This window comes from Allobosea sp. GW822-FHT03F07 (assembly GCF_058801345.1).
Genome location: NZ_JBXAND010000008.1, coordinates 74,738 through 97,784 on the forward strand (window position 1 = coordinate 74,738; position 23,047 = coordinate 97,784).

Below are 23,047 nucleotides of genomic sequence, written 5' to 3' on the forward strand. Positions count from 1 at the left end.
ATTCCGCTCATCTGGCAACGCATCAGCAACAGTGGAATCGGTCCGCAGTCTGGGAGGCAGCATGATCTCGCCCGAACGCCGGCTCTCATCATGGCCCGATCGGTCAAGCCGGTCCGAGGGTCCGTCACGGCCTTGCCTGGCGGGAGGAGCGGTTTGAGCCTGAGCGCGGTTCCCCCTGTGAAGCCCGCAGCACTGACGCCGGATCTCTGCGTGATCGGGGCCGGCACGGCGGGGCTCGCCGTTGCGACGGCGGCAGCCGCCTTCGGGGTTTCCGTCGTCATCATCGAGCGCGACAGGCTGGGCGGCCACGCCGGCGACAGCGCAGTCATGGCGCTGGCCGCCGCCGGCGCTCGCGCGCAGGCCGTCCGCGAGGCGCGCCAGTTCGGCATCGCCGCCGGCGAGGCCGAGGTCAACGACGCCCAGCTGCACGACCATGTCCAGCACGTGCTTTCGGCGGGCGCGCCCAATGCCTCGGCCGAGCGCATGACGGCGCTCGGCGCGACCGTGATCCGCGGCGAAGGCCGTTTCATCAGCCGCAGCACTGTCGTCGTGGACGAGCAGACGATCAAGGCCCGGCGCTTCGTGATCGCCACCGGTGCCCGCAGCGTCGCGCCGCTCATTCCGGGTCTGGATGCGATCGCCTGCCTGACCGATGCAAGCCTGGCAATGGCGACACGCCGGCCCGGGCGCCTCATCGTGCTCGGCGGCGGCGCGACTGGCGTTGCCGTTGCGCAAGCGATGGTCCGGCTCGGCAGCGAGGTCGCGCTGATCGATACCTCCGACCTGCTCGGCAGCGAAGACCCGGAGGCCGTCGGAATCCTGCGCCGCGCACTGTTGCGAGACGGCGTCGTCCTGCATGAGCGAGCGCAGGTCTTGCGGGGACAATCCGTCAGGGGCGGGGTGCGGCTCGTCATTCGGGCGGGCGACAATGGCGCCGAGCAGATGATCGAGGGCACGAATCTGCTGCTCGCGACCACGCCGGTGCCAGCGCTCGAAACCCTCGACCTCGAGCTTGCCGGCATCGCTGTGGAAGCCGGCGGCATCCGCGTCGACCGGGGCCTTCGCACGAGCAATCGCCACATCTACGCCATCGGCGACTGCGTCGGCGGAGCGCTTGGCGCGCGACGCGGCGGCCATGTCGCGGAGGAGCAGGCCCGGCTCGTACTGCGCAACGCGCTGTTCCGCCAGCCCGGCCGCTTCGATGCGAGCCTGGTACCGCGACTGACGCTGACCCAACCCGAGCTCGCCGGCGTCGGCCTTTCCGAAGACGAGGCGCGAGCCAAGGCTGGCGCGATCCGCGTGCTGCGCTGGCCCTATGCCGAAAGCGAGCGCGCCCAGGCCGGGCGGGAGACCGAGGGCTTCGTCAAGGTCGTGACGGACGCCAAGGGCCGCCTCCTCGGCGTCACCATCGTCGGGGCACGGGCGGGCGACCTGATCACGCCCTGGTGCCTCGCGCTGAAGACGGGCATGAGCGCGCATGACATGGCGGAACTCGTCATGCCGTATCCGGCGCTGTCCGAGCTCTCGAGGCGCGCAGCGACCTCGTTCCTCGCTCCGCTGGCGGCGAAGCCCGCTCTGCGCCGGCTCATCGGCTTCCTGCGCCGTTTCGGATAGAGTCGGCACCGATGCAGCCCTACGAGCCCGACAGAAACCAGCTTTCCGTCAGCCTGCCGCGCGGCCTGACGCGGCTCGGGCTTTCGGCGAAGCTGCTCGCCCTGACCGTTCTTTTCGTGATGCTGGCAGAAGTGCTGATCTATCTGCCGTCAGTCGCCAATTTCCGGCGCAACTGGCTGAACGATCGCCTGGCGGCGGCGCAGATCGCGGTCCTCGTGCTTGAGGGCGCGCCGCAGGACGGACTGCCCGAAGGCAGCGAGAACCGCCTGCTGATGGGCGTCGGCGCACGCGCGATCGCGGCCCGGGTCGGCGGCGCACGACGCTTGCTCAGCCTCGATTCGATGCCGCCTGCCGCCGTCTCGCAAACCGTCGACCTGCGCACGCTGGGTTGGATCGAGGCGATCGGCGAGGCGCTCGAGACGCTGGTGATGCCGCCTGCGGAGCTGCCCATGCGAGTGATCGGCGAAGCGGTCGGCGGAGCCGATTTCGTCGAGCTCGTCATCGACGAGGCGCCGCTGCGGCGCGCCATGCTCAAATTCGCGGGCAATCTGCTGCTGCTTTCGCTGCTGATCTCGGGGCTGACGGCAGTCGCCGTCTATGTCGCGCTCAACTGGATGATCGTCGGGCCGATCCGCAACCTCGCCGCCAATGTCATGGAATTCGAGGTCGATCCGGAGAATCCGCACCGCATCATCGATCCGACGCAGCGGGCCGACGAAATCGGCGAGGCCCAGCGCGCTCTCGCCCGCATGCAGATGACGCTCGCCGGCGAATTGCGGACCAAGAAACACCTCGCCGAACTCGGCCTCGCGGTCAGCAAGATCAACCATGATCTGCGCAACATGCTGGCGGCGGCCCAGTTGATGTCGGACCAGTTGGTCGAGACCCGCGACGCCAAGATCAAGCGCTTCGCGCCACGGCTGATCGCGACGCTCGGCCGCGCCATCGATTTCTGCCAGGCGACGCTGGCCTATGGCCGTGCGGCCGAGGCGACGCCGGTCTTGAAGGATGTCGCGCTACGCCAGCTCGTGGCCGACCAGGCCGACATGCTCGGCCTCTCCGAAACCGCACAGGTAAGCTTCAGCAATGACGTACCCGGCGAACTGATCGCGCCCTGCGATCCCGACCAGATGGCGCGCGTCCTGCTCAACCTGATGCGCAATTCGGTGCAGGCGCTGACGCAGGCCGGGGCCGAGGATGGCAGGAGGCCGACGCTTGCCGTCAAGGCAGAGCGCGACAACGGCTCGGTGATCCTGCGCGTGGTCGATAATGGCCCCGGCGTGCCCGAGCGGGCTCGGGCGAACCTGTTCCAGGCCTTCCGGGGATCGGTCACGCCCGGCGGCACCGGACTTGGCCTTGCCGTCGCTGCCGAGCTGGTGCGCCTGCATGGCGGCTCGATCGCGCTCGAACCATCGGACACCGGCGCGGTGTTCAAGGTGACGCTGCCGGGCCGCAGGCAGGCGGCGGCCTGACAACGGGACCTGCCCTACTGGCTGGCCCAGATCACGCGGGCCATGAAGGCGATCTCGGAAAGGCCGAGAACCCGGTCGGCATGATCGGGATTGAGCGAGGCCAGCTCGACCGTCTTCGCCGTCTGGCGCTTGAGCTGCTTGGCCAGCACCTCGCCCTCGATGGTCTTGACCACGACACGGTCACCACGCCGGACGGTCGCGGTCGGCGAGACGATGATGGTGTCGCCGTCGCGATAGAGCGGCAGCATTGAATCTCCGGAGATCTCCAGCGCATAGGCCTTCTCGTCGGCAACGCCGGGAAAGGCGACCTCCTCCCAACCGGTCCCGACCGGGAAACCGCCATCGTCGAAGAAGCCGCCCGAGCCCGCCTGCGCGAAGCCGATCAGCGGGATGGTGCGGGAAGGCGCCGCGCCGCGCCCCATCACCACGCTCATGAACTCGTCCAGCGAGGCGCCGGTGGCACCGAGGATCTTGGCGATCGATTCGGTCGAGGGCCAGCGCTCGCGCCCATCCGGCCCGACCCGCTTGGAGCGGTTGAAGGTGGTGGCGTCGAGGCCCGCCTTGCGCGCCAACCCCGAGGCGGTGAAGCCGTAGCGCTGCGCGAGCGAGTCGATCGCGCTCCAGATCTGGTCATGGGACAGCACCGCGAAACTCCTGCAGGAGATGTTGCCGTCTGGCGGGGACAGAAATAGGAAATATCCCCTATCAAATAAGATTTCAATCTGATTTTCGCGGGAATGCGGATAAAAATTGCCCAAGCCTCCTGACAGGCGATATGCCGTCCGCAGTCTCCATCCGGCGAGGTCTGGCGTGCCCCTCATCTACAAGATCTGCCCCGACGCGCTCTGGCGTAAAGCCGAGGCCGCCGGGCGTTTTTCCGGCGCGCCGGTCGATCTCGCCGATGGCTACATCCATTTCTCGACGGGGCCGCAGGTTCGCGAAACCGCGGCGAAGCACTTTGCCGGCCAGCACGGCCTGCTGCTGATCGCGGTGGATGATGCCCAGCTGGGGCCGGCCCTGCGCTACGAGCCCTCGCGCGGCGGCGCGCTGTTTCCGCATCTTTACGCCGCGCTCGCCCCCAGAGCCGTCCGCTGGGTCCAGGCCCTGCCGTCGGACGCGGACGGGCTACCCATGATTCCGGAGGACATCGCGTGATCGATTCGCTGTTCAACCTCGCGCGTCCCCTGATCCATCGGATGGATGCCGAGACGGCCCATCGCCTGACGGTCGCCGCCCTGGCGGCAGCTCCGGCACTGCGGCCGGCCGCCGATGATCCGGTTCTCGCCACACAAGCCTTCGGGCTGTCCTTCAGCAATCCGGTCGGTCTCGCGGCGGGCTTCGACAAGCATGCCGAGGCGGTCGACGGTGCGCTCGGCCTCGGCTTCGGCTTCGTCGAGGTCGGCGGCGTCACCCCCCTGCCCCAGCCCGGCAATCCGAAGCCGCGCGTTTTCCGCCTCGTCGAGGACGAGGCGGTGATCAACCGCTACGGCCTCAACAGCGAGGGCATGGAGGTGGTGGCGCAGCGGCTGGCGGCGCGACGCGCGCGCGGCGGCATCGTCGGCGTCAATCTCGGGGCCAACAAGGACTCCGCCGATCGCGCCGCCGACTACGCCGTGCTGACGCGCCGGCTCGCGGCCGTCACCGACTTCCTGACGATCAACGTCTCCTCGCCCAACACGCCTGGCCTGCGCGATCTGCAGGCGGAATCGGCGCTCGACGACCTCGTCGCGCGCACGATCGAGGCGCGCGACGAGGCGGCACGAGGCGGCCGTCGCACGCCGATGCTGCTCAAGATCGCACCCGACCTGACCCTGCCCGAACTCGACGGCATGGTCGCGGTGGCGCGCCGGCGCGGCATCGACGGCATGATCGTCTCCAACACCACCATCGCGCGGCCGGAGAACCTGCGCAGCGCGGCGAAGAACGAGACGGGTGGGCTCTCGGGCAAACCGCTCTTCACCGCCTCGACGAAACTGCTCGCCGAGACCTTCCTGCGCGTCGAGCGCCAGTTCCCGCTGATCGGCGTCGGCGGCATCGATTCGGCGGCCACCGCCTTCGCCAAAATCCGGGCCGGCGCCGATCTCGTGCAGTTCTATTCGGCGATGGTGTTCAAGGGGCCTGGGTTGGTGAAGACCGTCAAGGCGGGACTCGCCACCGAGGCGCGCAAGGCAGGCCTCCCGAAGCTCGCAGCGCTGGTCGGCCGCGACGCGGCCGCGATCGCACGCGGCGAGGGCCTCTAGCGCCCCCCACTATCTCCGCCTGCCTCAACGAACCGGCGCATCCTCACGCCTGCGCCGCGCTTCGGCCGCCTATGTCTACAGAGGGCCTGATCTTGCTACGTCTTGACTGGAAGAAGCTTTTCTCGAGTGCGGTTCCGCCGGCCTTGCTGATCGCCCTGATCCTCGGCGCGATGCTGTGGCACCAGCAGAACAGCCTGAGGCGGACGGCGGAACGTGATCGCGAGGCGCAGATGCGGCTCGTCGGCTCCTTGCTCAGCTCCAATTTCGACCAGGCCGCGAAATTCTCTCTGTCGCTCGCCGAAACCTTCGCGCGCACCCCTCAGATTCGCGAGGCCCTGGCCGCAGCCGACCGGGCTAGGCTCGAAGCGCTCTCGAAGGACGCCTTCCAGTATCTGAACCGCCAGGCCAGCGTGCAGATCTTCGGCTATCACTCGCGGGACCTGCGCTATCTGCTGCGCATGCATCGTCCCGATCAGCATGGCGACGACATCTCCGCGTTCCGGGCGATGATCGTCGCCGCGAACAGGCTGCGCCGCGCGCAGACCGGCGTGGAGATCGGCATCGCCGGCATCGGCATTCGCGGCGTCACCCCGGTCGAGCAGGCCGGCGAGCTTGTGGGCACCGTCGAAGCGGGGCTCGACATCCGCCCGCTGCTCGACCTCGTGAAGACCTCGACCAACACCGAGATCGCCGTGGTGGCGGCGCATTCGCTGAGCGGCGTGGCGCTCGACCCGAAGCTGCCGATGATCGGTGACCTCACGGTGATGGCTTCGACGAACGAGGCCCTGTTCGCCAGCTTCCTACGCGCTCACCCCGCCAAGCCCCTTCGCGATGTCGAGATCGGCACCCGCAGGCTCGAAGGCCGGCTCTATGGCGTGATGGCGCAACCGCTGGTCGATTTTTCCGGCCGGCTCATCGGCATGACGATCATCCTCAAGCAAGAGCAGCTTTCCGATGGGCAACGCCTGACGACGGAACTCTGGGTGCTGGCGCTGTGCGGCGGCATCGTCGCCTTCGTCTGCTTCCTCGTCCTGGCCGGTAAGCGGCGGCGGGTCGCGTGATGAGCCGGCTCGTCCTGCTGCTCCTGCTGCTCACCGGCCTCGCCGCCCCCGCGCGCGCCGAGGAGGCCGCCTCCGCCAGCCGACCGACGCTGCCGCTCACGGTCGAGTTGCCGGTCAGGGTGCGGGTCGCGCTGCGTGTCCTCAACGTCCTCGAGATCAAGGAGGTTGCCGGCCAGGGCCGGCTTCATGTGGAACTGACCCAGCGCTGGCATGACCCGCGCCTCGCCTTCGACGCCATCGCACGCGGGCTTGCCCGCGACGACCGCGTCGGCGACGAGGCCGACGAGCATCTCAAGACGATCTGGACGCCCGGCCTGTCGCTCGACAACCAGATCGGCGACAAGGATTCACGCACGGTCGCGCTGTCGGTTCACGCCAATGGCGAGGTGATGCTGATCGAGCGTTTCGAGAGCGACTTCCGCTTCCGGATGAACATGGACGCCTTCCCCTTCGACAAGCAGAACCTCACGATCGCGCTCTCGCTGCCGCGCTATCCGCAGCAGGAGGCGGTCATCGTGACGACCGAGGCGGATCGCCAGTTCTCGGGCATCGACAGCGCTCTTTCGGTCGTCGATTGGCGGCCTGCCGGCCTGCACTTCGCCAATGATCTGGTGATGGGCTGGAACGCGCGCTCCTATTCCCGCCTGAACGTCACGGTGACCATGGCGCGGGATGCCGAGCGCTATCTGCTGCGCGTCTTCATCCCGATCCTGGCCGTGCTGGCGGTGTCGCTGTTCGTGCTGTGGTCGCCGGGGCTGAAGGAGCAGGACAAGGGCGGGCTGATCTTCTCTTCGCTTCTGGCGCTGGCCGCGATCAGCTTCACCTTCGAATCGAGCTTCCCGGGTTCGATCTCGCTGAACACGCCGATCGCCGAGATCATTTCGCTCGGCTACCTCTATCTGGTGGCCGTGCTGATGTTCGAGATCATGCTGTCGGTGGCGATCGCCAATCCGCACTGGCGCGGCAGCGGCCAGGCCGCCATCTTGCGCCTGCATCTGCGCTGGGCGCTGCCGACGATCATGCTGATCGTCTGCCTGGGAGCGGCGATTCGGGCGCTGCCAGGCTGACCACTCTGTCGTGCGAAGGAGCGCGAAGCCTCAGCGACGCGCCGCGAAGAGCCGCGACAGCAGCCAGAGCGGCACGACCAGCAGCGCGCCGGCGATGACCCATTGCCCGACTTCGCGCACCGCGCCGAAGCCGAGATCGCCCAGCGAGCGGATGAAGCGCGCAGCCGTCTCGTAGAGCCCGCGCGGCGACAGGCCGAGAAAGGCCATAGCCGCGCCGACCAAGAGCGAGATGAAGAGCAGGCGCACCAGCACGGCGAGCGGCGAGCCGCCAAGAAAACGTTCGATGTTGCCGTTGGCCATGGCCGATCTATCCCCGATACGCACGCATTTGAGCCCCGGAGGGTTGAACCGGGGCTGAACGCCTTGTCAACCGGCAGGGCCTCGACCTCACGAGGTGGCAGAGGCTCCGGCCGTCGCCCAGGCGGTGCCGGCGATCTTGGCCGCTGCGATCACCGCCTGCGTGCGGCTGTCGACGTCGAGTTTGGTCAGGATCGCCGAGACATGCGCCTTCACCGTCGCCTCGGAGACGCCGAGTTCATAGGCGATCTGCTTGTTCAAAAGGCCTTCCGACAGCATCATCAGCACGCGGACCTGCTGCGGCGTCAAGGTCGAGAGATTGCGGACCATGGTAGCGGTCTCGGCATCGACCGGAGCATTGAGATCGATGCCCGGCGGCGTCCAGACGCCGCCTTCGAGCACGGCGCGGATAGCCTCGCCCATCTGCTCGACATCCGCCGTCTTGGGCAGGAAGCCGAGCGCGCCGAATTCGATGCAGCGGCGGATGATAGCCGGATCGTCATTGGCGGAGACGACGATGACCGGGATCTCGGGATGATCGGCGCGCAGGAAGAGCAGCCCCGAGAAGCCCTGCACGCCGGGCATGGTCAGGTCGAGCAGGACGAGATCGGCATCGCCACCACTGTCGAGCGCTTCCGTCAGCGCCTCGAGCGAGCCCACCTCGCTGACATCGGCGCCCTCGATCGCCGTCGAGACGGCCTGCCGCAGCGCCCCCCGGAAGAGCGGATGATCGTCCGCGATCACGATCCGCGTCGAAGGCTGCCGTTTCATGGGAACCATCCTCAATGTCTGCCCGCATCCTGCCTCAAGCAGGGCCATGATCTCAAGCATGCCGACCATCGAGCATCGCAGCCAAGGCTGTGAACCATCCGGCGCCCGGTAGCAATTGCGACGAATGGCCAGATCGAGCCGTTCAACCCGACGCCGGCAGCAGCGCCTCCAGCGCCTCAATCCGATCGGCCTCGCGCGGCGGCTTGTCCCAACGGATGCGGTTGATCCGGGGAAAACGCATGGCGAGGCCGGATTTGTGCCGCGTCGAGCGCTGCAGTCCCTCGAACGCGACCTCGAAGACGAGCCCGCTTTCGGCATTGTGGGTGACCTCGCGCACCGGCCCGAAGCGGTTCAGCGTGTGCTTGCGGACGTAGCGATCGAGTTCGAGCAGTTCCTCATCGGTGAAGCCGAAATAGGCCTTCCCGACCGGCACCAGTTCGTCCGTCCTGTTCTCACCGGCGCGCCAGACCCCGAAGGTGAAATCCGAATAGAAGGAGGAGCGCTTGCCGTGGCCGCGCTGGGCATACATCAGCACGCAATCGACGAGCCTGGCCTGCCGCTTCCATTTCCACCAATGCCCCTTGGGCCGACCAGGCAGATAGGGCGATCCGAGCCGCTTGATCATGCAGCCCTCGACGGCCTCGGCATCGGCGCCTGCTCCGGCAGCGGCTGGGTCGGCACGGGCGGCGGCGAGGTCCTCCCAGTCGGCAAAGGCGATCGGCGGCGAGAGATCGACGATGGGGCTCGCCAGCCTTGCGACGAAGGCCTCCAATCGCTGCCGGCGTTCCGAGAGCGGCAGTTCGCGCAGATCCTCCTCGCCATCGACCAGCAGGTCGTAGGCGCGGATATGGGCGGGATACTCGACCAGCATCTTCGCGGTCACGCTCTTGCGGTTGAGCCGCTGCTGCAGCGTGTTGAAGCTCTGCACGGTCTCCTCGCGCCTCACGAGCAGTTCGCCGTCGATCGCCCCGTCCTGCGTCAGTGCCTCGACGACATCCGGGAAGGAGGCAGCGATATCCTCGCCGGTGCGCGAGAACAGCCGGGTGACGCGGGTACCGTCGGGGCGCCGGCCGCTGGCGGCCTGCACGCGGATGCCGTCCCATTTCCACTCCGCCTGGAACTCGGACGGCGCCATCTTCTCGAAATCGCCGTCCTCGATCGGGTGCGAGAGCATCACCGGCCGGAACGGGGCGGGATCGGTCGCCTCGGGCCGAGGCCCGCTTCCTTCGAGCCAGGCGAAGAGTTCGCGATAGGGCGGCTCCAGCCCATGCCAGACCTGCTCGACGTCATCGGGCGCGACGCCGCCGAGACTGGCGGCCGCGGTCTTGGCGAGCCGCGCCGAGACGCCGATGCGCAGCGACCCGGTGATCAGCTTGAGCAGCGCCCAGCGGCCGGTCTCGTCGAGCGCATCGAGCCAGGAAGCGACGAGGCGCGGCAGGTCGGTCTTACCTGCACTACGCAGGCCGGCGACGACATCGGGAAGATGGGGAACGTCGTTGGCGCCATGCCTGGCCGGCCACATCAGCGCCACCGTCTCGGAGAGATCGCCGACATAGTCGTAGGACAGCGCGAACAGCACCGGATCGGTGCGCTCGGCGATCAGCGCGCGGATGAGCCCAGCCTTGGCGTTAGGGAAGACCAGTCCGCCCGTCATCGCCGCCAAGGCAAGGCCACGATCGGGATCGGGCGTCGTGCGCAGATAGTCGGCGATGAGCGCGAGCTTCGCATTGCGGCGCGGCTCATAGGCCAGGCGGTCGAGCAGCCAGGCGAAGCGGTTCACGCTGTCACCCTCCTGCCACGGCTCGCCGTTTGCTGTTTGCTGCAACGCATCGTTCAGCCGCCATTCATGAACGGAACGTTACCCGCAGGAGAGTACAGGGGAGAGTCATGCTGATGCGCGCCGCGATGCGGTTCCTTGCTTTGCCTGTCATCGCCGCGACGCTTTCGGCCGGAGCCCCCGCACAAGCGGCGAGCTTCTCCTGCCGCGAAGCGCCGATCATGCGCTCGAGCACCACGCTCGCGCCTCTGTCTACCAAGGTTGCACAGGGCCAGCCGCTCGCGATCCTCGCCATCGGCTCCTCGTCGACGGAAGGCGTCGGGGCCAGCGCCAGGGACAGGACCTATCCCGCCCGCCTGCAGGCGCTGCTCGCCAAGGCGTGGCCGACGTCGCAGATCGAGATCGTCAACGCCGGCATCGGCGGCGAGACGGCTCCGCAGACCCTCGCCCGTATGAAAACCGCGCTGGCCGCCCGCCACTACGACCTCGTGATCTGGCAGGTCGGCACCAACGACGCCGTCAGGGGCGGCGACCTCGAAGCCTTCCGGGCGATGGTGCGGGACGGCATCACGATGGTGCGCGAGGCCGGACCGGCTCTTGCCATCCTCGACCAGCAGTTCTTCCCCTCCGTCCGCGATCCGCAGCGCTATGGCGCCTATGTCGAGGCCGTCGGCGAGATTGCCCGCCGCGAGGCGGTGCCCGTCTTTGCCCGCTATGCGGCGATGCGTGAATGGCACCGGACCGATGCCGAGGCGTTCAAGACGGCGCTCTGGACGGATGGCTTCCATATGAGCGATGCGGGCTATGACTGCCTCGCCCGCGACATGGCGGCCGGACTCGTCTCGCTGACGACCACGGGCCGTCCCGTCATGGCGCAGAGCCAATAACGCGCGCTCAGACAGCAACCGCATCGGCGCTCTCTCCTGCCAGTTCTGTTCCGGCGGGCTCCGCCTCGCCCTCGTCGCCATAGCCGACGAGATGCAGGGGCTTGGCCTTGAGCCCCACTGTGCCGCACCAGTGGACGAGCGCCTCCGCCTCGCCATGGGTGACCCAGATCTCGCCGGCGCCGGTTTCGCGGATGGTCGCCTGCAGATCGTCCCAATCGGCATGGTCGGAGACGATCAGTGGCAGTTCCACGCCCTTCTGTCGGGCGCGAGCCCTGATCCGCATCCAGCCCGAGGCGAAGCCGGTCACCGGATCGGGGAATTTGCGCGCCCACAGATCCTGCGTGGCACTGGGCGGGCAGATCACGATCTCGCCCCCCAGGGCCTTGCGATCGCCGGCTGCGACCTTCCGGATCTCCCCCAGCACCGCCCCCTCCGACAGGTAGAAATCGGTCAGCTTCTCCATCGCGCCATGGATGTAGAGCGGGCGCTCGTAGCCGGCCTCGCGGATCAGGGCCATGAGGCGCTGCGCCTTGCCGAGCGAATAGGCCCCGACGATGTGCGTCCGCTCCGGAAAGACACGCACCGATTCGAGCAGCTTGGCGACCTCGGCATGGGCCGGCGGGTGCCGGAACACCGGCAGGCCAAAGGTAGCCTCGGTGATGAAGATGTCGCAGGAGATGGGCTCGAAGCCGGAGCAGGTCGGATCGTGCTCGCGCTTGTAGTCGCCGGAGACGACGATGCGCAGCCCATCCTTCTCGACCACGATCTGGGCGGACCCGAGCACATGGCCCGCCGGCACGAAGGTAAAATCGACCCCGCCGATCCGTACGGTCTCGCCGAGCACCGCCTCCTGCCGTTCGCCGGTGAAGCCCTCGCCATAGCGTAGCGCCATGATGGCGAGCGTCTCGCGCGTCGCCATTACCGCGCCATGGCCGGCGCGGGCATGGTCGGAATGGCCATGGGTGATCAGCGCCCGCGATACGGGCCGGACCGGGTCAATATAAATGTCGGCCGGCGGGCACCACAGGCCGGCCGGCGTCGGGATCAGCAGATCGGACGGTCGCATCGTCGGCGCGGTGCGTGGTCTGGCCAGTGTCATACTCCTCAGATAGACCCGCAGGCATGATCGAAAAGGGCTCCACCGCGCATTCCGCCAGTTCCGGCGATCCGACGCTCGACCGCCGCTATGCCTGGGCGGAAGCCGCCTTCAAGGAGGGCGATGCCCAGGCCGCCGTCGAGATCCTCGACCAGACCCTGGCGCAGGCCTACCACTTCACCGCAGCCTGGCATCTCTATGGGCTGGCGCAGGAGGCGCTCGGTCACAGGGAGGAAGCCGCCACCGCCTGGCGGCAATGTCTCGACCTCGACCCCAACGATCATTTCGGCGCGCGACTCGACCTCGCCCGCATCGGCGCCATGTCGGCTGAGGACGCCACCTCCGAGAACTTCTCCGGCACGCTGTTCGACACTTATGCCGAACGCTTCGACAGTCATCTGACGCAGGCCCTGCACTACAACGCCCCCACCCTGCTGAAGGCCGCGCTGGCCCGCATCTGCGACAACGCCGGCCGGCCCTTCCGGTTCGATACGGTGCTCGATCTCGGCTGTGGCACCGGGCTGATGGGCGAGGCGATCCGCGACGAGGCCAGCTTCCTCGCCGGCTGCGATCTCTCGCCGCGCATGATCGAGCGGGCGCGGGTGAAGATGCAGGCCGACGGCAGCCCGCTCTACGACAAGCTGGCGGTGGCGGGCCTCACCGCCTTCCTGACGAGCCGGCCGGATGCCTTCGCCGACCTCGTCGTCGCGGCGGACGTCTTCGTCTATCTCGGCGAACTTGCGCCCGCATTCGCCCAGAGTGCGCGCGTCCTGAAGCGCAGCGGCCTCTTCGCCTTCACAGTGCAGAGCCATGAGGGCGAGGGCGTCGTCGTCGGAGCGGATCGTCGGTTCGCACATGCGGAGGTGTGGTTGCGGCAACGGCTGAAGGAAGCGGGCTTCGCATCCGTAATCGTCGAGCCCGCCAGCACGCGGCAGGATCGCGGCGTGCCCGTGCCGGGGCTGCTGGTGGTGGCGGAGAGGCGCTGAAGGTCGCTCGGTCTGGAGGGAAGCCAAGGTGCCCTCGATCTCAAATCGATACGGGCGCATGTGCCTCCTCCTCACCGGGATCGACGGCTGGACCGGATCACCTCGAACCTCCCGGGCGCCGGATTCCACCGATGAATACAATGACTTGACAGACCGGCCGATCGGGCCGTCTCTCACCAGATGGCCCCCAAAGACAAACGGCGCGTCTTCTTCGTCGCCCTCGCCCAACAATTTCTCGTGATTTGGCCAATCGTGTCCGGCGTGCTCGTGGTCATGGCCGGGCTTGGGGTGTTGATCGGCCGCATCGAAGATTGGCGGCTGAGCGAGGCTCTCTACTTCACCTTCGTGACCGGTCTTACGATCGGTTACGGAGATCTGACGCCAAAAAATCTCAGTTCGCGCGTGCTCGCGCTTTTCATCGGGTTCGCCGGCATCGTGCTGACCGGCCTGGTTGCCGCGGTCAGCGTCCAGGCACTTCGGGCGACAGAGATCGATTCCACCGAGACCGAACGGGCATCACACGAAGACAGATAGAAAAATGACCGGCGTCACAGAGCGGGTCGCAGCCTATGGGCAGGGAACCTTTCGATGGAAACGATCGCCCCACTTCTCCGTGAAATCGGACACCATGTGATCCTTTGGTTTCTGGCTCTCGTTCCCGTCGTCTTCGTCGCTCATCATCTCCTTCCCGACGCTCACACCTTGCTCTTCGTGCTCGCCGTACTGGCGCTTGTGCCTCTGGCGACCTTGTTGAGCCATGCCACGGAATCCGTCGCCGCCAAGACTGGCGACGCCGTCGGCGGCCTCCTCAATGCCACCCTCGGCAACCTGACCGAGATGATCATCGCGCTGACCGCCTTGCGTGCCGGAGAGTACACGCTGGTCAAGGCCTCCATCGCCGGAGCGATCGTCACCAATACGCTGTTCATGCTGGGGGCTTCATTCCTGATCGGCGGCCTCAAACATCATGTCCAGGAATTCAACCGTGTCGGCGCACGCCTTCAGACGAGCCTGCTCTTCCTGGCCGTCGTCGCGATGCTGGCTCCGTCGATCGTCTCGGAAGCCGGACCTGCTGCATCGTCGACCTTCACGCAGACATTGAGCGTCGGTCTGTCGATCCTGCTCATCGCGACCTATGCGCTGGGACTGGTCTTCTCGCTCAGGACCCATCGCGAATTTTTCGGCAGCGCGACCACCGAGGAAACCGGCGAAAGCGCGTTGCCTTTGGGGCTGGCACTCGCGACCCTGGCCGGCGTCACGGTTCTCGTCGCGCTGGTCAGCGAAGTCTTCATCGAATCCGTCCAGCAGGCCGCCGTCGCCTTGGGGATGACCCCTGCTTTCGTGGGCTTCATCGTCGTTGCGCTCGTCGGCGGCGCGGCCGAGATGGCCTCGGCGTTTTCCGGCGCACGCAAGAACCGGCTCGACCTGAGCGTCGGCATCGCCCTGGGCAGCGCGTCCCAGATCGCGCTCTTCGTGGCGCCGACGCTGGTCCTCCTCAGCTACGTCATCGGCCCAGCGCCCATGAACCTGCTGTTCTGGCCGGGTGCGGTCGTCATGGTCCTGATTTCGACGCTGACGGCATTCCTGACGACCAGCGGCGGGCGCTCGGCCTGGTTCGTCGGCGTGGTTTTGCTGATGGTCTATCTGATTTTCGCCATGACGCTCTACCTCCTGCCGCCCAGCACGCCGTAAGGAAAGCGCTGGGCGACCCCGTCCCGCGCACCGTTGGACCCCTTTCGTTCTCCCACGCCACGCCCTATCTCTGGAGCGCATGGCCGCGCCCTCCCCGCTCCCTCCCGCCTTCTCCGCCTGGTTTTCCAGCCGCGGCTGGAGCGCGCGACCGCATCAGCTCGCGCTGCTCGATGAAGCCCGCGCCGGGCGCTCGACCCTGCTCGTCGCCCCCACCGGCGCCGGCAAGACGCTCGCCGGCTTCCTGCCCTCGCTGGTCGAGCTGACGGAGCGGGGTGCTGAGCGCAATGGCCTGCACACGCTCTACATCTCGCCGCTGAAGGCGCTCGCCGTCGATATCGCGCGCAATCTGGAAGCGCCGATCCGCGAAATGGGGCTGCCGATCACCGTCGAGACCCGCACCGGCGACACCTCGGCAGCCAAGCGCACCCGCCAGATCCAGCGCCCGCCCGATATCCTGCTGACGACGCCGGAACAGCTCGCTTTGCTGGTCTCGCATCGCGACGCAGCGCCCTTCTTTGCCTGCCTGCGCCGGATCGTGCTCGATGAGCTGCACGCGCTCGTCACCTCGAAGCGCGGCGATTTGCTCTCGCTCGACCTGGCGCGACTGCGCGCGCTCGCGCCGCAGGTCAGCGCGGTCGGGCTTTCGGCGACGGTGCGTGAGCCCGCCGATCTCCAGCGCTTTCTCGGTGGCAGCGAGACACCGGCAGGGCTGGTCACGGTCACCGGTGGCGCGGCGGCGCGGATCGGCATCCTGCGGACAGAGACCCGCCTTCCGCTCGCGGGCCACACCACGGCCCATGCGATGGGGGCCATCTATGACGCCATCCGCGCGCACAAGCTGACGCTGGTCTTCGTCAATACGCGCATGCAGGCCGAATTCGCCTTCCAGGCGCTGTGGAGCATCAACGACGACAATCTGCCGATCGCCCTGCATCACGGATCGCTCGATGCCCAGCAGCGCCGCAAGGTCGAGGCTGCGATGGCCGCTGGCCGGCTCAAGGCCGTGGTCTGCACCGCGACGCTCGATCTCGGCATCGACTGGGGCGATGTCGATCTCGTGGTCAATCTCGGTGCGCCGAAGGGGGCGAGCCGCCTGATGCAGCGCATTGGCCGCTCGAACCACCGCATGGACGAGCCGTCGCAGGCGCTGCTCGTGCCCTCCAACCGCTTCGAGCTGCTGGAATGCCGCGCCGCGCTCGATGCCGTCGCAGAGGCCGCGCAGGACACGGCGGATGCGAGGATCGGCGCGCTCGACGTTCTCGCCCAACATGTGCTCGGCGTCGCCTGCTCGGATGGTTTCGATGCCGATGCGCTCTATGAGGAGGTCCGCACCGCCTCGCCCTATGCCGGGCTGGAGCGCGCGGATTTCGACGCGGTGGTGAACTTCGTGGCGACCGGCGGCTATGCGCTGCGCTCCTATGAGCGCTTCGCCAAGCTCCGGCAGGACAAGGCCGGGTATTGGCGTGCCAGCAACGCCAGGGTCATCCAGCAATACCGCATGAATGTCGGCACCATCGTCGAATCGACCATGCTCAAGGTCAGGCTCGGCCGGGCTCGCGCGGGCAAGCCGAATCAGCCGTCGACGATCACGCGCGGTGGGCGGGTCCTCGGCCAGGTCGAGGAGTATTTCGCCGAGACGATGACGCCGGGCGACACCTTCATCTTCGCCGGCGAGGTTCTGCGCTTCGAGGGCATCACCGAGAACGAGGCCGTCTGTTCGCGCGCAACGCCCGGCACCGATCCCAAGATCCCGTCCTATGCCGGCGGCAAGTTCCCGCTCTCGACCTTTCTTGCTGCGCGCGTCCGCGCCATGCTGGCGAGCCCGAAGGAGTGGAGCACGCTACCGGATGAGGTGTCGTCCTGGCTCCACGCCCAGCGGCTGAAATCACGCCTGCCGAAGCCCGGCGAATTGCTGGTCGAGACCTTTCCACGGGGCGGGCGCTTCTATCTCGTGGCCTACCCCTTCGAAGGCCGCCTGGCCCATCAGACGCTCGGCATGCTGCTGACGCGGCGGCTGGAGCGCGCGAAGATGCGGCCGCTCGGCTTCGTCTGCAATGACTACGGCATGGCCTGCTGGGGGCTCGGCGACATGACCGCCGCGATCGCGCGCGGAGCCTTGAGCCTCGACGATCTCTTCGCGCAGGACATGCTCGGCGACGATCTCGAGGAGTGGCTGGCGGAATCGGCGCTGATGAAGCGCACCTTCCGCAGTTGCGCCGTCATCGCCGGGTTGATCGAGCGGCGCTTCCCGGGCCAGGAGAAGAGCGGCCGGCAGGTCACGATCTCGACCGATCTCGTCTATGATGTGCTGCGGCGGCACGAGCCCGACCATGTGCTGCTCAAGGCCGCACGCGCGGATGCGGCAACCGGCTTGCTCGACATTCGCCGGCTCGGTGAGATGCTGACACGTGTGAGCGGGCGAATCGTGCATCAGCCGCTCGACCATGTGTCGCCGCTCGGCGTCTCCGTCATGCTCGAGATTGGCCGCGAGGCAGTCTATGGCGAGGCGGCGGACGAGATCCTGGCGGAGGCGGAAGCAATGCTGATCGAGGAGGCGATGGCGTGAACGCAGCGGCGGCGGCAAGCACGATGGAAAGCCCCGCTTTCATGCTGGGCCGACTTGCGGCTGTGCCGGACCTGTCGGGCGCGCTCTGGCTGCCGGACGAGCGCACGCTCGTGGTCGCCGACCTGCATCTGGAGAAGGGCTCGGCCTATGCCGCGCGTGGCGTGTTCCTGCCTCCCTATGATTCGACGGCCACGCTCGCGGCGTTGAGGTCGGTAGTCCTTCGCCGCGCCCCGCTCCGCGTGATCGCACTCGGTGACAGCTTCCATGACCGCGCGGCGGAAGCACGCATCGGCGCCGACGACCTCTCGATGCTGCGGCGATTGCAAGTCGGCCGCGACTGGCTCTGGGTGACCGGCAATCACGACCCGCGGATCAGCCTGGCGATGGGCGGCGATAGCGCCGACAGCATCGATCTTGCCGGCGTGACCCTGCGTCACGAGCCGGATGCCAGGGAGACCGGATACGAGATCGCTGGCCATCTCCACCCGGCGGCAAAGGTCCGGATGCGCGGACGGGCGCTGCGGCGGCGTTGCTTTGCGCTGTCGGCCAAGCGCTGCGTCATGCCGGCGATGGGCGCGTATGCCGGCGGCCTGAACCTGCGCGATGCCGCGTTCCGGCCGCTGCTGGGCCAGGGCTTCAGCGCCCATCTGCTCGGCGACGCCAGGCTGTTCCGTATCGATCCGCGCCTCCTGCTGCCGGACTGAACCGGCGCGGTGACTTCACCCGCATGGCGCGGCTGGCGACAGTGACATGGCGGCCATCCCCATCTCTCGACGGCAGCGATGATGAGACGGGTTGCGTCCGCGGAGGGCTTGTGGCATCAGGACGCCGCTTCGGAACGACGCCCGCGCTGACCCTCGCCTCAAGGCGACCGCCAGACAACATGGCCGACGATCCTGCTGCGGTAGCTCAGTGGTAGAGCACTCCATTGGTAATGGAGAGGTCGAGAGTTCAATCCTCTCTCGCAGCACCAGCACCCAACGTTGACAACGTTGAACTTTCTGATTTCTTTGAGGTTTTCCGGCCCCCGGTGGTACATGGGGGTGGTACATTTTGAGCCTCAAGATGCCTGAGCCTTGGCCGCACCCGAAGACCGGCATGTTCTACTGCCGGATCATTGTTCCAGCCGACCTCGCTACCAAGGCGAAGGGAGAACTGATCAGCGTGCCGGTGGCGGGGCAGCTTCGACCGATCAAGATCGGCTCCCACGTCAAGGTCAGTCTCGATACCAAGGATCGGGCTGAGGCGAAGCGCCGGCTCTTTGACGTGCTCGCTGCTGTCGAGGACTTCTGGCGCGTCGTGCGGACGGGACCGATCACACTGACGTCCAGAGTGCGGCACGGCCTCGCTGGCGAGGTCAGAGAGGCCATCAACGCCCGCCATGAGGACGAGCCCGGCAAACCGGAGCAGTGGCAGGATTTCGCCGGAGCAATGGACGTAGCCCTTGAACAGGACCACGACCGTAAGGCCCGCGTCAAACTGCTGGACATGCTGGTTGGCGACTTCGTTGACGAGGCTCTCGCGAAGCGGGGGTGGCGGATCACAGACGAGAGCCGGGAGGAACTGCTTGAGGATATCGCCCTCGCCGTCCGCGACGCATTTCATGACGTTGAGACGATGGCACGCCGCGACTATTCGATGCGCCGCTACCCCCGTTTGGACACGCCTGCCGCAGCCCCGGCCAAGTCGCAGGAACCTATCACGTTCAAGTCGATCATTGATGAGGAATACAAGCGCCGCACGCGTGGCAAGGGAGCCCAAGGCGTTAGCGAGAAGACTTTCACGAAGTTCAGGCGTGAGACTCAAAGCTTCGTCGATCACAGGAAGAGCGACGACGCCCTTACCGTAACCGATGAAGAAATTTCGGCTTGGGTTGTCCACCTTCAGGACGAAGGTGGTCTCAGCAACAGAACCATCGGCAACGCACTGACGAACGTCAGGACCGTCTGGAAATGGGGGCAGAAACAAAACCGGAAGCGATTTCCGCTTGATGATCCATTCTCCCATGTTGAGCGTCCAAGCTACGATGAGAAGCCTTCCGACGAGAGGACTTTCACGCTCACTGAAGCAAAAGCGATCCTCACAGCCGCGAAATCAGAAAACGCCCCTGAATTGCGGTGGCTACCATGGCTTTGCTCATTCTCTGGGGCTCGCATAAGTGAGCTGAACGCCCTGACAAAAGAAGATTTCTTCATGGTCAACGGCGTCAATTTCTACAAACTGACGAAATCCGGCGGCCGATCTCTCAAGACACGCAGCTCGGAGAGGCGAATTCCAGTCCACCCGGTTCTGGTGAAGGATGGATTTCTTAAGTTCGTCGCCCAACATGGCGGGGGGAGGCTTTTCGTCGCCCGCGCCCACGAAAACGTGGGGACGTGGGTTCGCGAGACTGTCGGCATCACGCGTGAAGGCGTCGGCCCCAATCATGGGTGGCGGCACCTTTTCGATGACCTTATGACGGTGGCCGGAATTCCCAGCGATGCGGCCCACTATCTGGCCGGGCGCGCCACCGCGTCCTCGCGAAACATCTATGGGAAAAGCGAAGCCATGTTGCCCGGCTTGGCACAGGAGATGGCCAAGATTCCGTCCATGCTCGAATGGAATCCGGGTGAGACAAGACAGCAGGCAGCGAGTGCGGAGAGTTGAGACACACCCGCTGCCTGCCGGCACCCATTTCGTGGGCGGCTGAACGGCTAGTTTCCTGACAGCCGGTTTGTGATTACCTGCTTGACCTGATCGACCGGCAGCGTGATCGCCCATATCTTGCCTGTGAGCGCGTCCTTCACGTTCACGGTGGCGATGGTAGGGTCAGGAGCGTCTTGGGCTTCCCGAGCCGCCCTGAGGGCTCTGCGGCCTTCCGCACGCTCCGCACGTACCCTCTCCATCTGCTGATGGTTCTGGCGGGCTTCCTCGCAGAGCCGGTCTGTGTCGTTCGCCGGCTCTTTCGGATTGCGCATCCACCCGTCTATCCGGGCTTGCGCTTCGGCCTGCCATCGGGCGCGGATCGCACCATGCAGAAAGTCCTGGTCGGCTTCGTCTGCAAGGTGTCGGGCGAGTCGGTCTCGAATTTCGACGGCGCGTGTTTCAAAGGCAATCATGGGTGCGCCTCGTTGTAGGCTTCGGGATCGCGGAGATATTGCGCTCTGGCAGCGTCGTTCGCGATCAGCTCGCTCCATAGTCCCGTAGCCCAGAAGGCGATTCCAACGTCGATCCCCAGTTCTCGCAGCGAGTTGATCATGCGCTCGGCATCCTCGCGCCAGCGGTGTTTCGCTCCCGAGAAAGACCAGTCCACGCCACCTCGCTCACAAAGATACTGAGCAAAGCCGTCGATAATCTCCCGGTGTTTGGTGTCGAATGTTTCAGTCGTGGCCAATCCCGGCCTCCTGCTTCAGTTGGGCTGCCAGCGACGGATCAAGATTGCTGATCTGCATTTGCCGGGTCAGGTTTCTGGTGGATGCGGTCCAAGGGTTGCCGGCCTCGGCGATCTTGGCAGCCTCGTCCTTCCGATCGGATTTCTGAGCCGCGACGGTCGCGACCATACGCGCCGTCAACGTCCTGGACTCTGGCGACGCGATCTTGGTTGCTGGCGTGCTGGCGGCGAAATAGCCGGGATGGCGAGCGGTCCAGTCCGCGAAGAATGCCTCCGGCGCGATCTCGCTGCCGTCATAGTTGACGACCGTGACGCTGAGCTTGCCGGCGCTGTCGTGACGGACTTGGAGATTGGACTCGAGCCAGCCGAGCACGGCGAACTTGCCGGCCTCTGAGAGGGTCAGGCCGCGCTTGCCGAGAATGTCAGAGGCGACGGCTTCGGAATTGCTGGTCATTCGTTGATGGCCTCCGCAAGGGTCTGGCGTTGGCCGGTGAGCGCCGCCTCAAGCTCATGGGCGAGCTTGTCTCCCTCAAGCCATTCCGGCAGGCGGGAGGCGATCCAAGAGCTTCCTGTGTGGCCAGCTTCGGCAGCTCGCTTCCCGATCTGCTCAGCCGTGTCGTGGTCGAGCATGAATGAGATGGCGGTCATCGGCTGGATTCCGATTGCTGCGTTTTGATCCTGCGAAGCTCAGCGAGGACTACGCGACGGCACCATGCAGCTCGGCTTTCTAGGTCTTCGCTGGCGATGCGATCGATAGCCCTCACCATCTCACTCGGAAGCTGGAAAGACACTTGGATCGTGGTCATCGAGCGACCTTTCCAAGAGCCTTGAGGCTGGCACCGATCCGGCGTCCCGTATCGAGGAAACCGTCAGCTTCGAACTGGTTGGTGATGGCGGTGCGGATGTAGTCGGATGGTTTCATTTTGAACTCGGCGGCGATGCGGCCGAGGATTTCGAGCGAACCGTCAGGAAGTCTGACGTAGGTCCGCTCATTCATGAGTTTCATGGCGATCTGTCCTTGCGGGCAACAAAAAAGGTCGCCACGGGATGGTGGCGACCTCTGGATTGAATTGTTGCAATCTAGTGTTCAGACTAATGCATCCCTAGGGAAATGTCAAGAACTTATGTTCTGAGTTCGTTCGAAATCTTTCATTGCGACAGATGTGTTGCATATTTGCTCACGCAACTCGACGCGTGAACTGGCTTGATGATGATCGATACGCAGCGACTGCTTTCGCGCTGATGTTTCGTGTCATGCCCGCGCGCTTGCCAACGACGGGTCCGCTCTTCCGATAGGGTTGGCTGGATCTCCGTCTAGCCTGCGGGCTGAGCGCTTTCACGACGTAGGTCACGGCCGACATGATCTTGCCGTTCTCAGCCCGCCGGGCGATCTCCGATGCCGGCCTGACATCGACCTCGGCATGATCTGGATACCGCTCGATAAGTGAAGCCCTGAGCTTGTCCCTGAATTTGCCCGGCAGGTGCAGGAGCAGGTGCAAGTGCTCCCCCGTACCGTACCGCTCTCCTTTCTCCGGATCGCTCTCTCTAGACCAGACGAAGACCGGCTCCACCCCATGGTGCTTGAGCCACATCTGGATTCGATTTCTCTCATCCGACCAGAACGCCGATCGATCCTCCGGAGTGACCTCGTTGTCGATGTTGGCTGGCCGGATCGTGACAAACGTGTTGAGGGGAGCCTTGATGACACCGGCATGTCGAGCGCCGTCCAACATTTCCGCCACTACATCGTCAGCGATGAACTTGGTGATCGCCTTCCGACAATACCGGAGCCGCCCGTTCTCGCGGTGGCGATACCAAGGTGCGGAGCGTGGTCTGCCGGGCTTGGGAGTTTTGACGCGACCAGAACTATGTAAGAGTCCCGAACAGCCTTCAGCCCCTTCCGGGGATACGTCAACACATTGGGATTCAACGCCAATCTGCTCGGATTGGTTGTCGTTCGCACTTTGGAAACTGAAATCGCTTCCGAGGCCGGAATATCCGCCAGTCAAAGCGGTCGGATCTTGCCATTCCGGCAAGTCGATGTTATATCTCTTCATGCTCAAGTCACTCTCGAAGCCCTGCCGACGATCCCTCGCAAAGATCACGCCGGCAGGGCTTTGTAGTTTCAGGTGAAATTCAGATTAATGTAAG

Annotated in this window: 24 protein-coding genes and 1 tRNA gene; 14 read left to right on the plus strand and 11 right to left on the minus strand. The window is 65.9% G+C overall.

Features of this window, described 5'->3' with window-relative positions; genetic code table 11:
• The first annotated feature begins 153 nt into the window (after nt 1-153).
• Both AC1RMY_RS20515 and AC1RMY_RS20520 read left to right on the plus strand, forming a co-directional pair.
• Nucleotides 154-1,614: a dihydrolipoyl dehydrogenase family protein gene (locus AC1RMY_RS20515; RefSeq protein ID WP_492867665.1), complete on the plus strand. Its 1,461-nt coding sequence runs from the start codon at nt 154-156 to the stop codon at nt 1,612-1,614.
• An 11-nt stretch (nt 1,615-1,625) separates the two neighbouring features.
• Nucleotides 1,626-3,086 (plus strand): sensor histidine kinase, encoded by a 1,461-nt coding sequence (locus tag AC1RMY_RS20520; RefSeq protein ID WP_492867666.1) that lies wholly within the window; start codon nt 1,626-1,628, stop codon nt 3,084-3,086.
• A gap of 14 nt (nt 3,087-3,100) precedes the next feature.
• Here the strand turns inward: AC1RMY_RS20520 and AC1RMY_RS20525 are convergent, their stop codons facing one another.
• A complete protein-coding gene (locus tag AC1RMY_RS20525) occupies nt 3,101-3,730 on the minus strand; it encodes a S24 family peptidase (RefSeq protein WP_492867667.1) in 630 nt (209 codons plus the stop codon).
• 166 nt (nt 3,731-3,896) lie between these two features.
• Here AC1RMY_RS20525 and AC1RMY_RS20530 point away from each other — a divergent pair, with 166 nt between their 5' ends.
• From AC1RMY_RS20530 to AC1RMY_RS20545, 4 genes are all read left to right on the plus strand, one after another.
• Nucleotides 3,897-4,241: a DUF952 domain-containing protein gene (locus tag AC1RMY_RS20530; protein WP_492867669.1), complete on the plus strand. Its 345-nt coding sequence runs from the start codon at nt 3,897-3,899 to the stop codon at nt 4,239-4,241.
• Entirely contained in the window at nt 4,238-5,326 is a 1,089-nt protein-coding gene (locus AC1RMY_RS20535; RefSeq protein ID WP_492867670.1) for a quinone-dependent dihydroorotate dehydrogenase, read from the plus strand. The genes AC1RMY_RS20530 and AC1RMY_RS20535 overlap by 4 nt, the downstream gene beginning before the upstream one ends.
• Nucleotides 5,327-5,418: 92 nt before the next feature.
• Complete coding sequence (locus AC1RMY_RS20540) at nt 5,419-6,387, plus strand: cache domain-containing protein (protein WP_492867672.1); 969 nt, start codon at nt 5,419-5,421, stop codon at nt 6,385-6,387.
• Nucleotides 6,387-7,454, plus strand: a complete 1,068-nt coding sequence (locus AC1RMY_RS20545; RefSeq protein WP_492867674.1) for a neurotransmitter-gated ion-channel ligand-binding protein — start codon at nt 6,387-6,389, stop codon at nt 7,452-7,454. Before AC1RMY_RS20540 ends, AC1RMY_RS20545 begins: the two co-directional genes overlap by 1 nt.
• 30 nt (nt 7,455-7,484) lie before the next feature.
• Here AC1RMY_RS20545 and AC1RMY_RS20550 read toward each other — a convergent pair whose 3' ends face one another.
• The 3 genes from AC1RMY_RS20550 to AC1RMY_RS20560 all read right to left on the minus strand — a co-directional run bounded on the left by AC1RMY_RS20550 (nt 7,485) and on the right by AC1RMY_RS20560 (nt 10,302).
• A complete protein-coding gene (locus tag AC1RMY_RS20550) occupies nt 7,485-7,754 on the minus strand; it encodes a DUF6460 domain-containing protein (RefSeq protein ID WP_492867676.1) in 270 nt (89 codons plus the stop codon).
• 87 nt (nt 7,755-7,841) lie between these two features.
• A complete protein-coding gene (locus AC1RMY_RS20555) occupies nt 7,842-8,522 on the minus strand; it encodes a response regulator (protein WP_492867678.1) in 681 nt (226 codons plus the stop codon).
• 142 nt (nt 8,523-8,664) lie between these two features.
• Entirely contained in the window at nt 8,665-10,302 is a 1,638-nt protein-coding gene (locus AC1RMY_RS20560; protein WP_492867680.1) for a cisplatin damage response ATP-dependent DNA ligase, read from the minus strand.
• 107 nt (nt 10,303-10,409) lie between these two features.
• On the opposite strand from AC1RMY_RS20560, the gene AC1RMY_RS20565 reads away from it, so the two are divergent.
• Nucleotides 10,410-11,186 carry an SGNH/GDSL hydrolase family protein gene (locus AC1RMY_RS20565; protein WP_492867682.1) on the plus strand — a complete coding sequence of 259 codons (777 nt, stop codon included), beginning with the start codon at nt 10,410-10,412 and terminating at the stop codon, nt 11,184-11,186.
• Between the two features lie 7 nt (nt 11,187-11,193).
• Here AC1RMY_RS20565 and AC1RMY_RS20570 read toward each other — a convergent pair whose 3' ends face one another.
• Entirely contained in the window at nt 11,194-12,285 is a 1,092-nt protein-coding gene (locus AC1RMY_RS20570) for a ligase-associated DNA damage response exonuclease (RefSeq protein ID WP_492867684.1), read from the minus strand.
• 23 nt (nt 12,286-12,308) lie between these two features.
• Here AC1RMY_RS20570 and AC1RMY_RS20575 point away from each other — a divergent pair, with 23 nt between their 5' ends.
• The 7 genes from AC1RMY_RS20575 (at nt 12,309) to AC1RMY_RS20605 (ending at nt 20,172) form a co-directional block, all read left to right on the plus strand.
• Nucleotides 12,309-13,268: a class I SAM-dependent DNA methyltransferase gene (locus tag AC1RMY_RS20575; protein WP_492867686.1), complete on the plus strand. Its 960-nt coding sequence runs from the start codon at nt 12,309-12,311 to the stop codon at nt 13,266-13,268.
• 180 nt (nt 13,269-13,448) lie between these two features.
• Nucleotides 13,449-13,802 (plus strand): potassium channel family protein, encoded by a 354-nt coding sequence (locus tag AC1RMY_RS20580; protein ID WP_492867688.1) that lies wholly within the window; start codon nt 13,449-13,451, stop codon nt 13,800-13,802.
• A gap of 63 nt (nt 13,803-13,865) precedes the next feature.
• Complete coding sequence (gene cax / locus AC1RMY_RS20585) at nt 13,866-14,960, plus strand: calcium/proton exchanger (RefSeq protein ID WP_492867886.1); 1,095 nt, start codon at nt 13,866-13,868, stop codon at nt 14,958-14,960.
• Nucleotides 14,961-15,039: 79 nt separating this feature from the next.
• Nucleotides 15,040-17,526, plus strand: coding sequence for a ligase-associated DNA damage response DEXH box helicase (locus AC1RMY_RS20590; protein WP_492867690.1), 2,487 nt, complete (start codon nt 15,040-15,042; stop codon nt 17,524-17,526).
• A 23-nt stretch (nt 17,527-17,549) separates the two neighbouring features.
• Entirely contained in the window at nt 17,550-18,230 is a 681-nt protein-coding gene (gene pdeM, locus AC1RMY_RS20595; protein ID WP_492867888.1) for a ligase-associated DNA damage response endonuclease PdeM, read from the plus strand.
• Nucleotides 18,231-18,424: 194 nt separating this feature from the next.
• Nucleotides 18,425-18,499 (plus strand) — tRNA-Thr (locus AC1RMY_RS20600).
• Nucleotides 18,500-18,591: 92 nt separating this feature from the next.
• Nucleotides 18,592-20,172, plus strand: a complete 1,581-nt coding sequence (locus AC1RMY_RS20605) for a DUF6538 domain-containing protein (protein ID WP_492867692.1) — start codon at nt 18,592-18,594, stop codon at nt 20,170-20,172.
• 47 nt (nt 20,173-20,219) lie between these two features.
• Here the strand turns inward: AC1RMY_RS20605 and AC1RMY_RS20610 are convergent, their stop codons facing one another.
• The 6 genes from AC1RMY_RS20610 to AC1RMY_RS20635 all read right to left on the minus strand — a co-directional run bounded on the left by AC1RMY_RS20610 (nt 20,220) and on the right by AC1RMY_RS20635 (nt 22,959).
• Entirely contained in the window at nt 20,220-20,624 is a 405-nt protein-coding gene (locus AC1RMY_RS20610) for a hypothetical protein (protein WP_492867694.1), read from the minus strand.
• Nucleotides 20,621-20,899 carry a hypothetical protein gene (locus tag AC1RMY_RS20615; protein WP_492867696.1) on the minus strand — a complete coding sequence of 93 codons (279 nt, stop codon included), beginning with the start codon at nt 20,897-20,899 and terminating at the stop codon, nt 20,621-20,623. The genes AC1RMY_RS20610 and AC1RMY_RS20615 overlap by 4 nt, the downstream gene beginning before the upstream one ends.
• The gene (locus AC1RMY_RS20620; RefSeq protein WP_492867698.1) at nt 20,886-21,350 is read right to left on the minus strand and encodes a hypothetical protein; all 465 of its coding nucleotides are present in this window, start codon (nt 21,348-21,350) and stop codon (nt 20,886-20,888) included. The genes AC1RMY_RS20615 and AC1RMY_RS20620 overlap by 14 nt, the downstream gene beginning before the upstream one ends.
• Complete coding sequence (locus AC1RMY_RS20625) at nt 21,347-21,544, minus strand: hypothetical protein (RefSeq protein ID WP_492867700.1); 198 nt, start codon at nt 21,542-21,544, stop codon at nt 21,347-21,349. The genes AC1RMY_RS20620 and AC1RMY_RS20625 overlap by 4 nt, the downstream gene beginning before the upstream one ends.
• 154 nt (nt 21,545-21,698) lie before the next feature.
• The gene (locus tag AC1RMY_RS20630; RefSeq protein WP_492867702.1) at nt 21,699-21,902 is read right to left on the minus strand and encodes a hypothetical protein; all 204 of its coding nucleotides are present in this window, start codon (nt 21,900-21,902) and stop codon (nt 21,699-21,701) included.
• 172 nt (nt 21,903-22,074) lie between these two features.
• A complete protein-coding gene (locus tag AC1RMY_RS20635) occupies nt 22,075-22,959 on the minus strand; it encodes a hypothetical protein (RefSeq protein WP_492867703.1) in 885 nt (294 codons plus the stop codon).
• Nucleotides 22,960-23,047: the final 88 nt, after the last annotated feature.

Excerpts from the sequence above, each read along its gene's own strand:
- AC1RMY_RS20520 (WP_492867666.1), top strand. The coding sequence starts at position 1,626 with ATGCAGCCCTACGAGCCCGACAGAAACCAGCTTTCCGTCAGCCTGCCG.
- AC1RMY_RS20545 (WP_492867674.1), top strand. The coding sequence starts at position 6,387 with ATGAGCCGGCTCGTCCTGCTGCTCCTGCTGCTCACCGGCCTCGCCGCC.
- AC1RMY_RS20550 (WP_492867676.1), bottom strand. The coding sequence starts at position 7,754 with ATGGCCAACGGCAACATCGAACGTTTTCTTGGCGGCTCGCCGCTCGCC.
- AC1RMY_RS20555 (WP_492867678.1), bottom strand. The coding sequence starts at position 8,522 with ATGAAACGGCAGCCTTCGACGCGGATCGTGATCGCGGACGATCATCCG.
- AC1RMY_RS20565 (WP_492867682.1), top strand. The coding sequence starts at position 10,410 with ATGCTGATGCGCGCCGCGATGCGGTTCCTTGCTTTGCCTGTCATCGCC.
- AC1RMY_RS20570 (WP_492867684.1), bottom strand. The coding sequence starts at position 12,285 with ATGACACTGGCCAGACCACGCACCGCGCCGACGATGCGACCGTCCGAT.
- AC1RMY_RS20575 (WP_492867686.1), top strand. The coding sequence starts at position 12,309 with ATGATCGAAAAGGGCTCCACCGCGCATTCCGCCAGTTCCGGCGATCCG.
- AC1RMY_RS20580 (WP_492867688.1), top strand. The coding sequence starts at position 13,449 with ATGGCCCCCAAAGACAAACGGCGCGTCTTCTTCGTCGCCCTCGCCCAA.
- AC1RMY_RS20590 (WP_492867690.1), top strand. The coding sequence starts at position 15,040 with ATGGCCGCGCCCTCCCCGCTCCCTCCCGCCTTCTCCGCCTGGTTTTCC.
- pdeM (WP_492867888.1), top strand. The coding sequence starts at position 17,550 with ATGGAAAGCCCCGCTTTCATGCTGGGCCGACTTGCGGCTGTGCCGGAC.
- AC1RMY_RS20605 (WP_492867692.1), top strand. The coding sequence starts at position 18,592 with ATGCCTGAGCCTTGGCCGCACCCGAAGACCGGCATGTTCTACTGCCGG.
- AC1RMY_RS20610 (WP_492867694.1), bottom strand. The coding sequence starts at position 20,624 with ATGATTGCCTTTGAAACACGCGCCGTCGAAATTCGAGACCGACTCGCC.
- AC1RMY_RS20620 (WP_492867698.1), bottom strand. The coding sequence starts at position 21,350 with ATGACCAGCAATTCCGAAGCCGTCGCCTCTGACATTCTCGGCAAGCGC.
- AC1RMY_RS20625 (WP_492867700.1), bottom strand. The coding sequence starts at position 21,544 with ATGACCGCCATCTCATTCATGCTCGACCACGACACGGCTGAGCAGATC.
- AC1RMY_RS20630 (WP_492867702.1), bottom strand. The coding sequence starts at position 21,902 with ATGAAACTCATGAATGAGCGGACCTACGTCAGACTTCCTGACGGTTCG.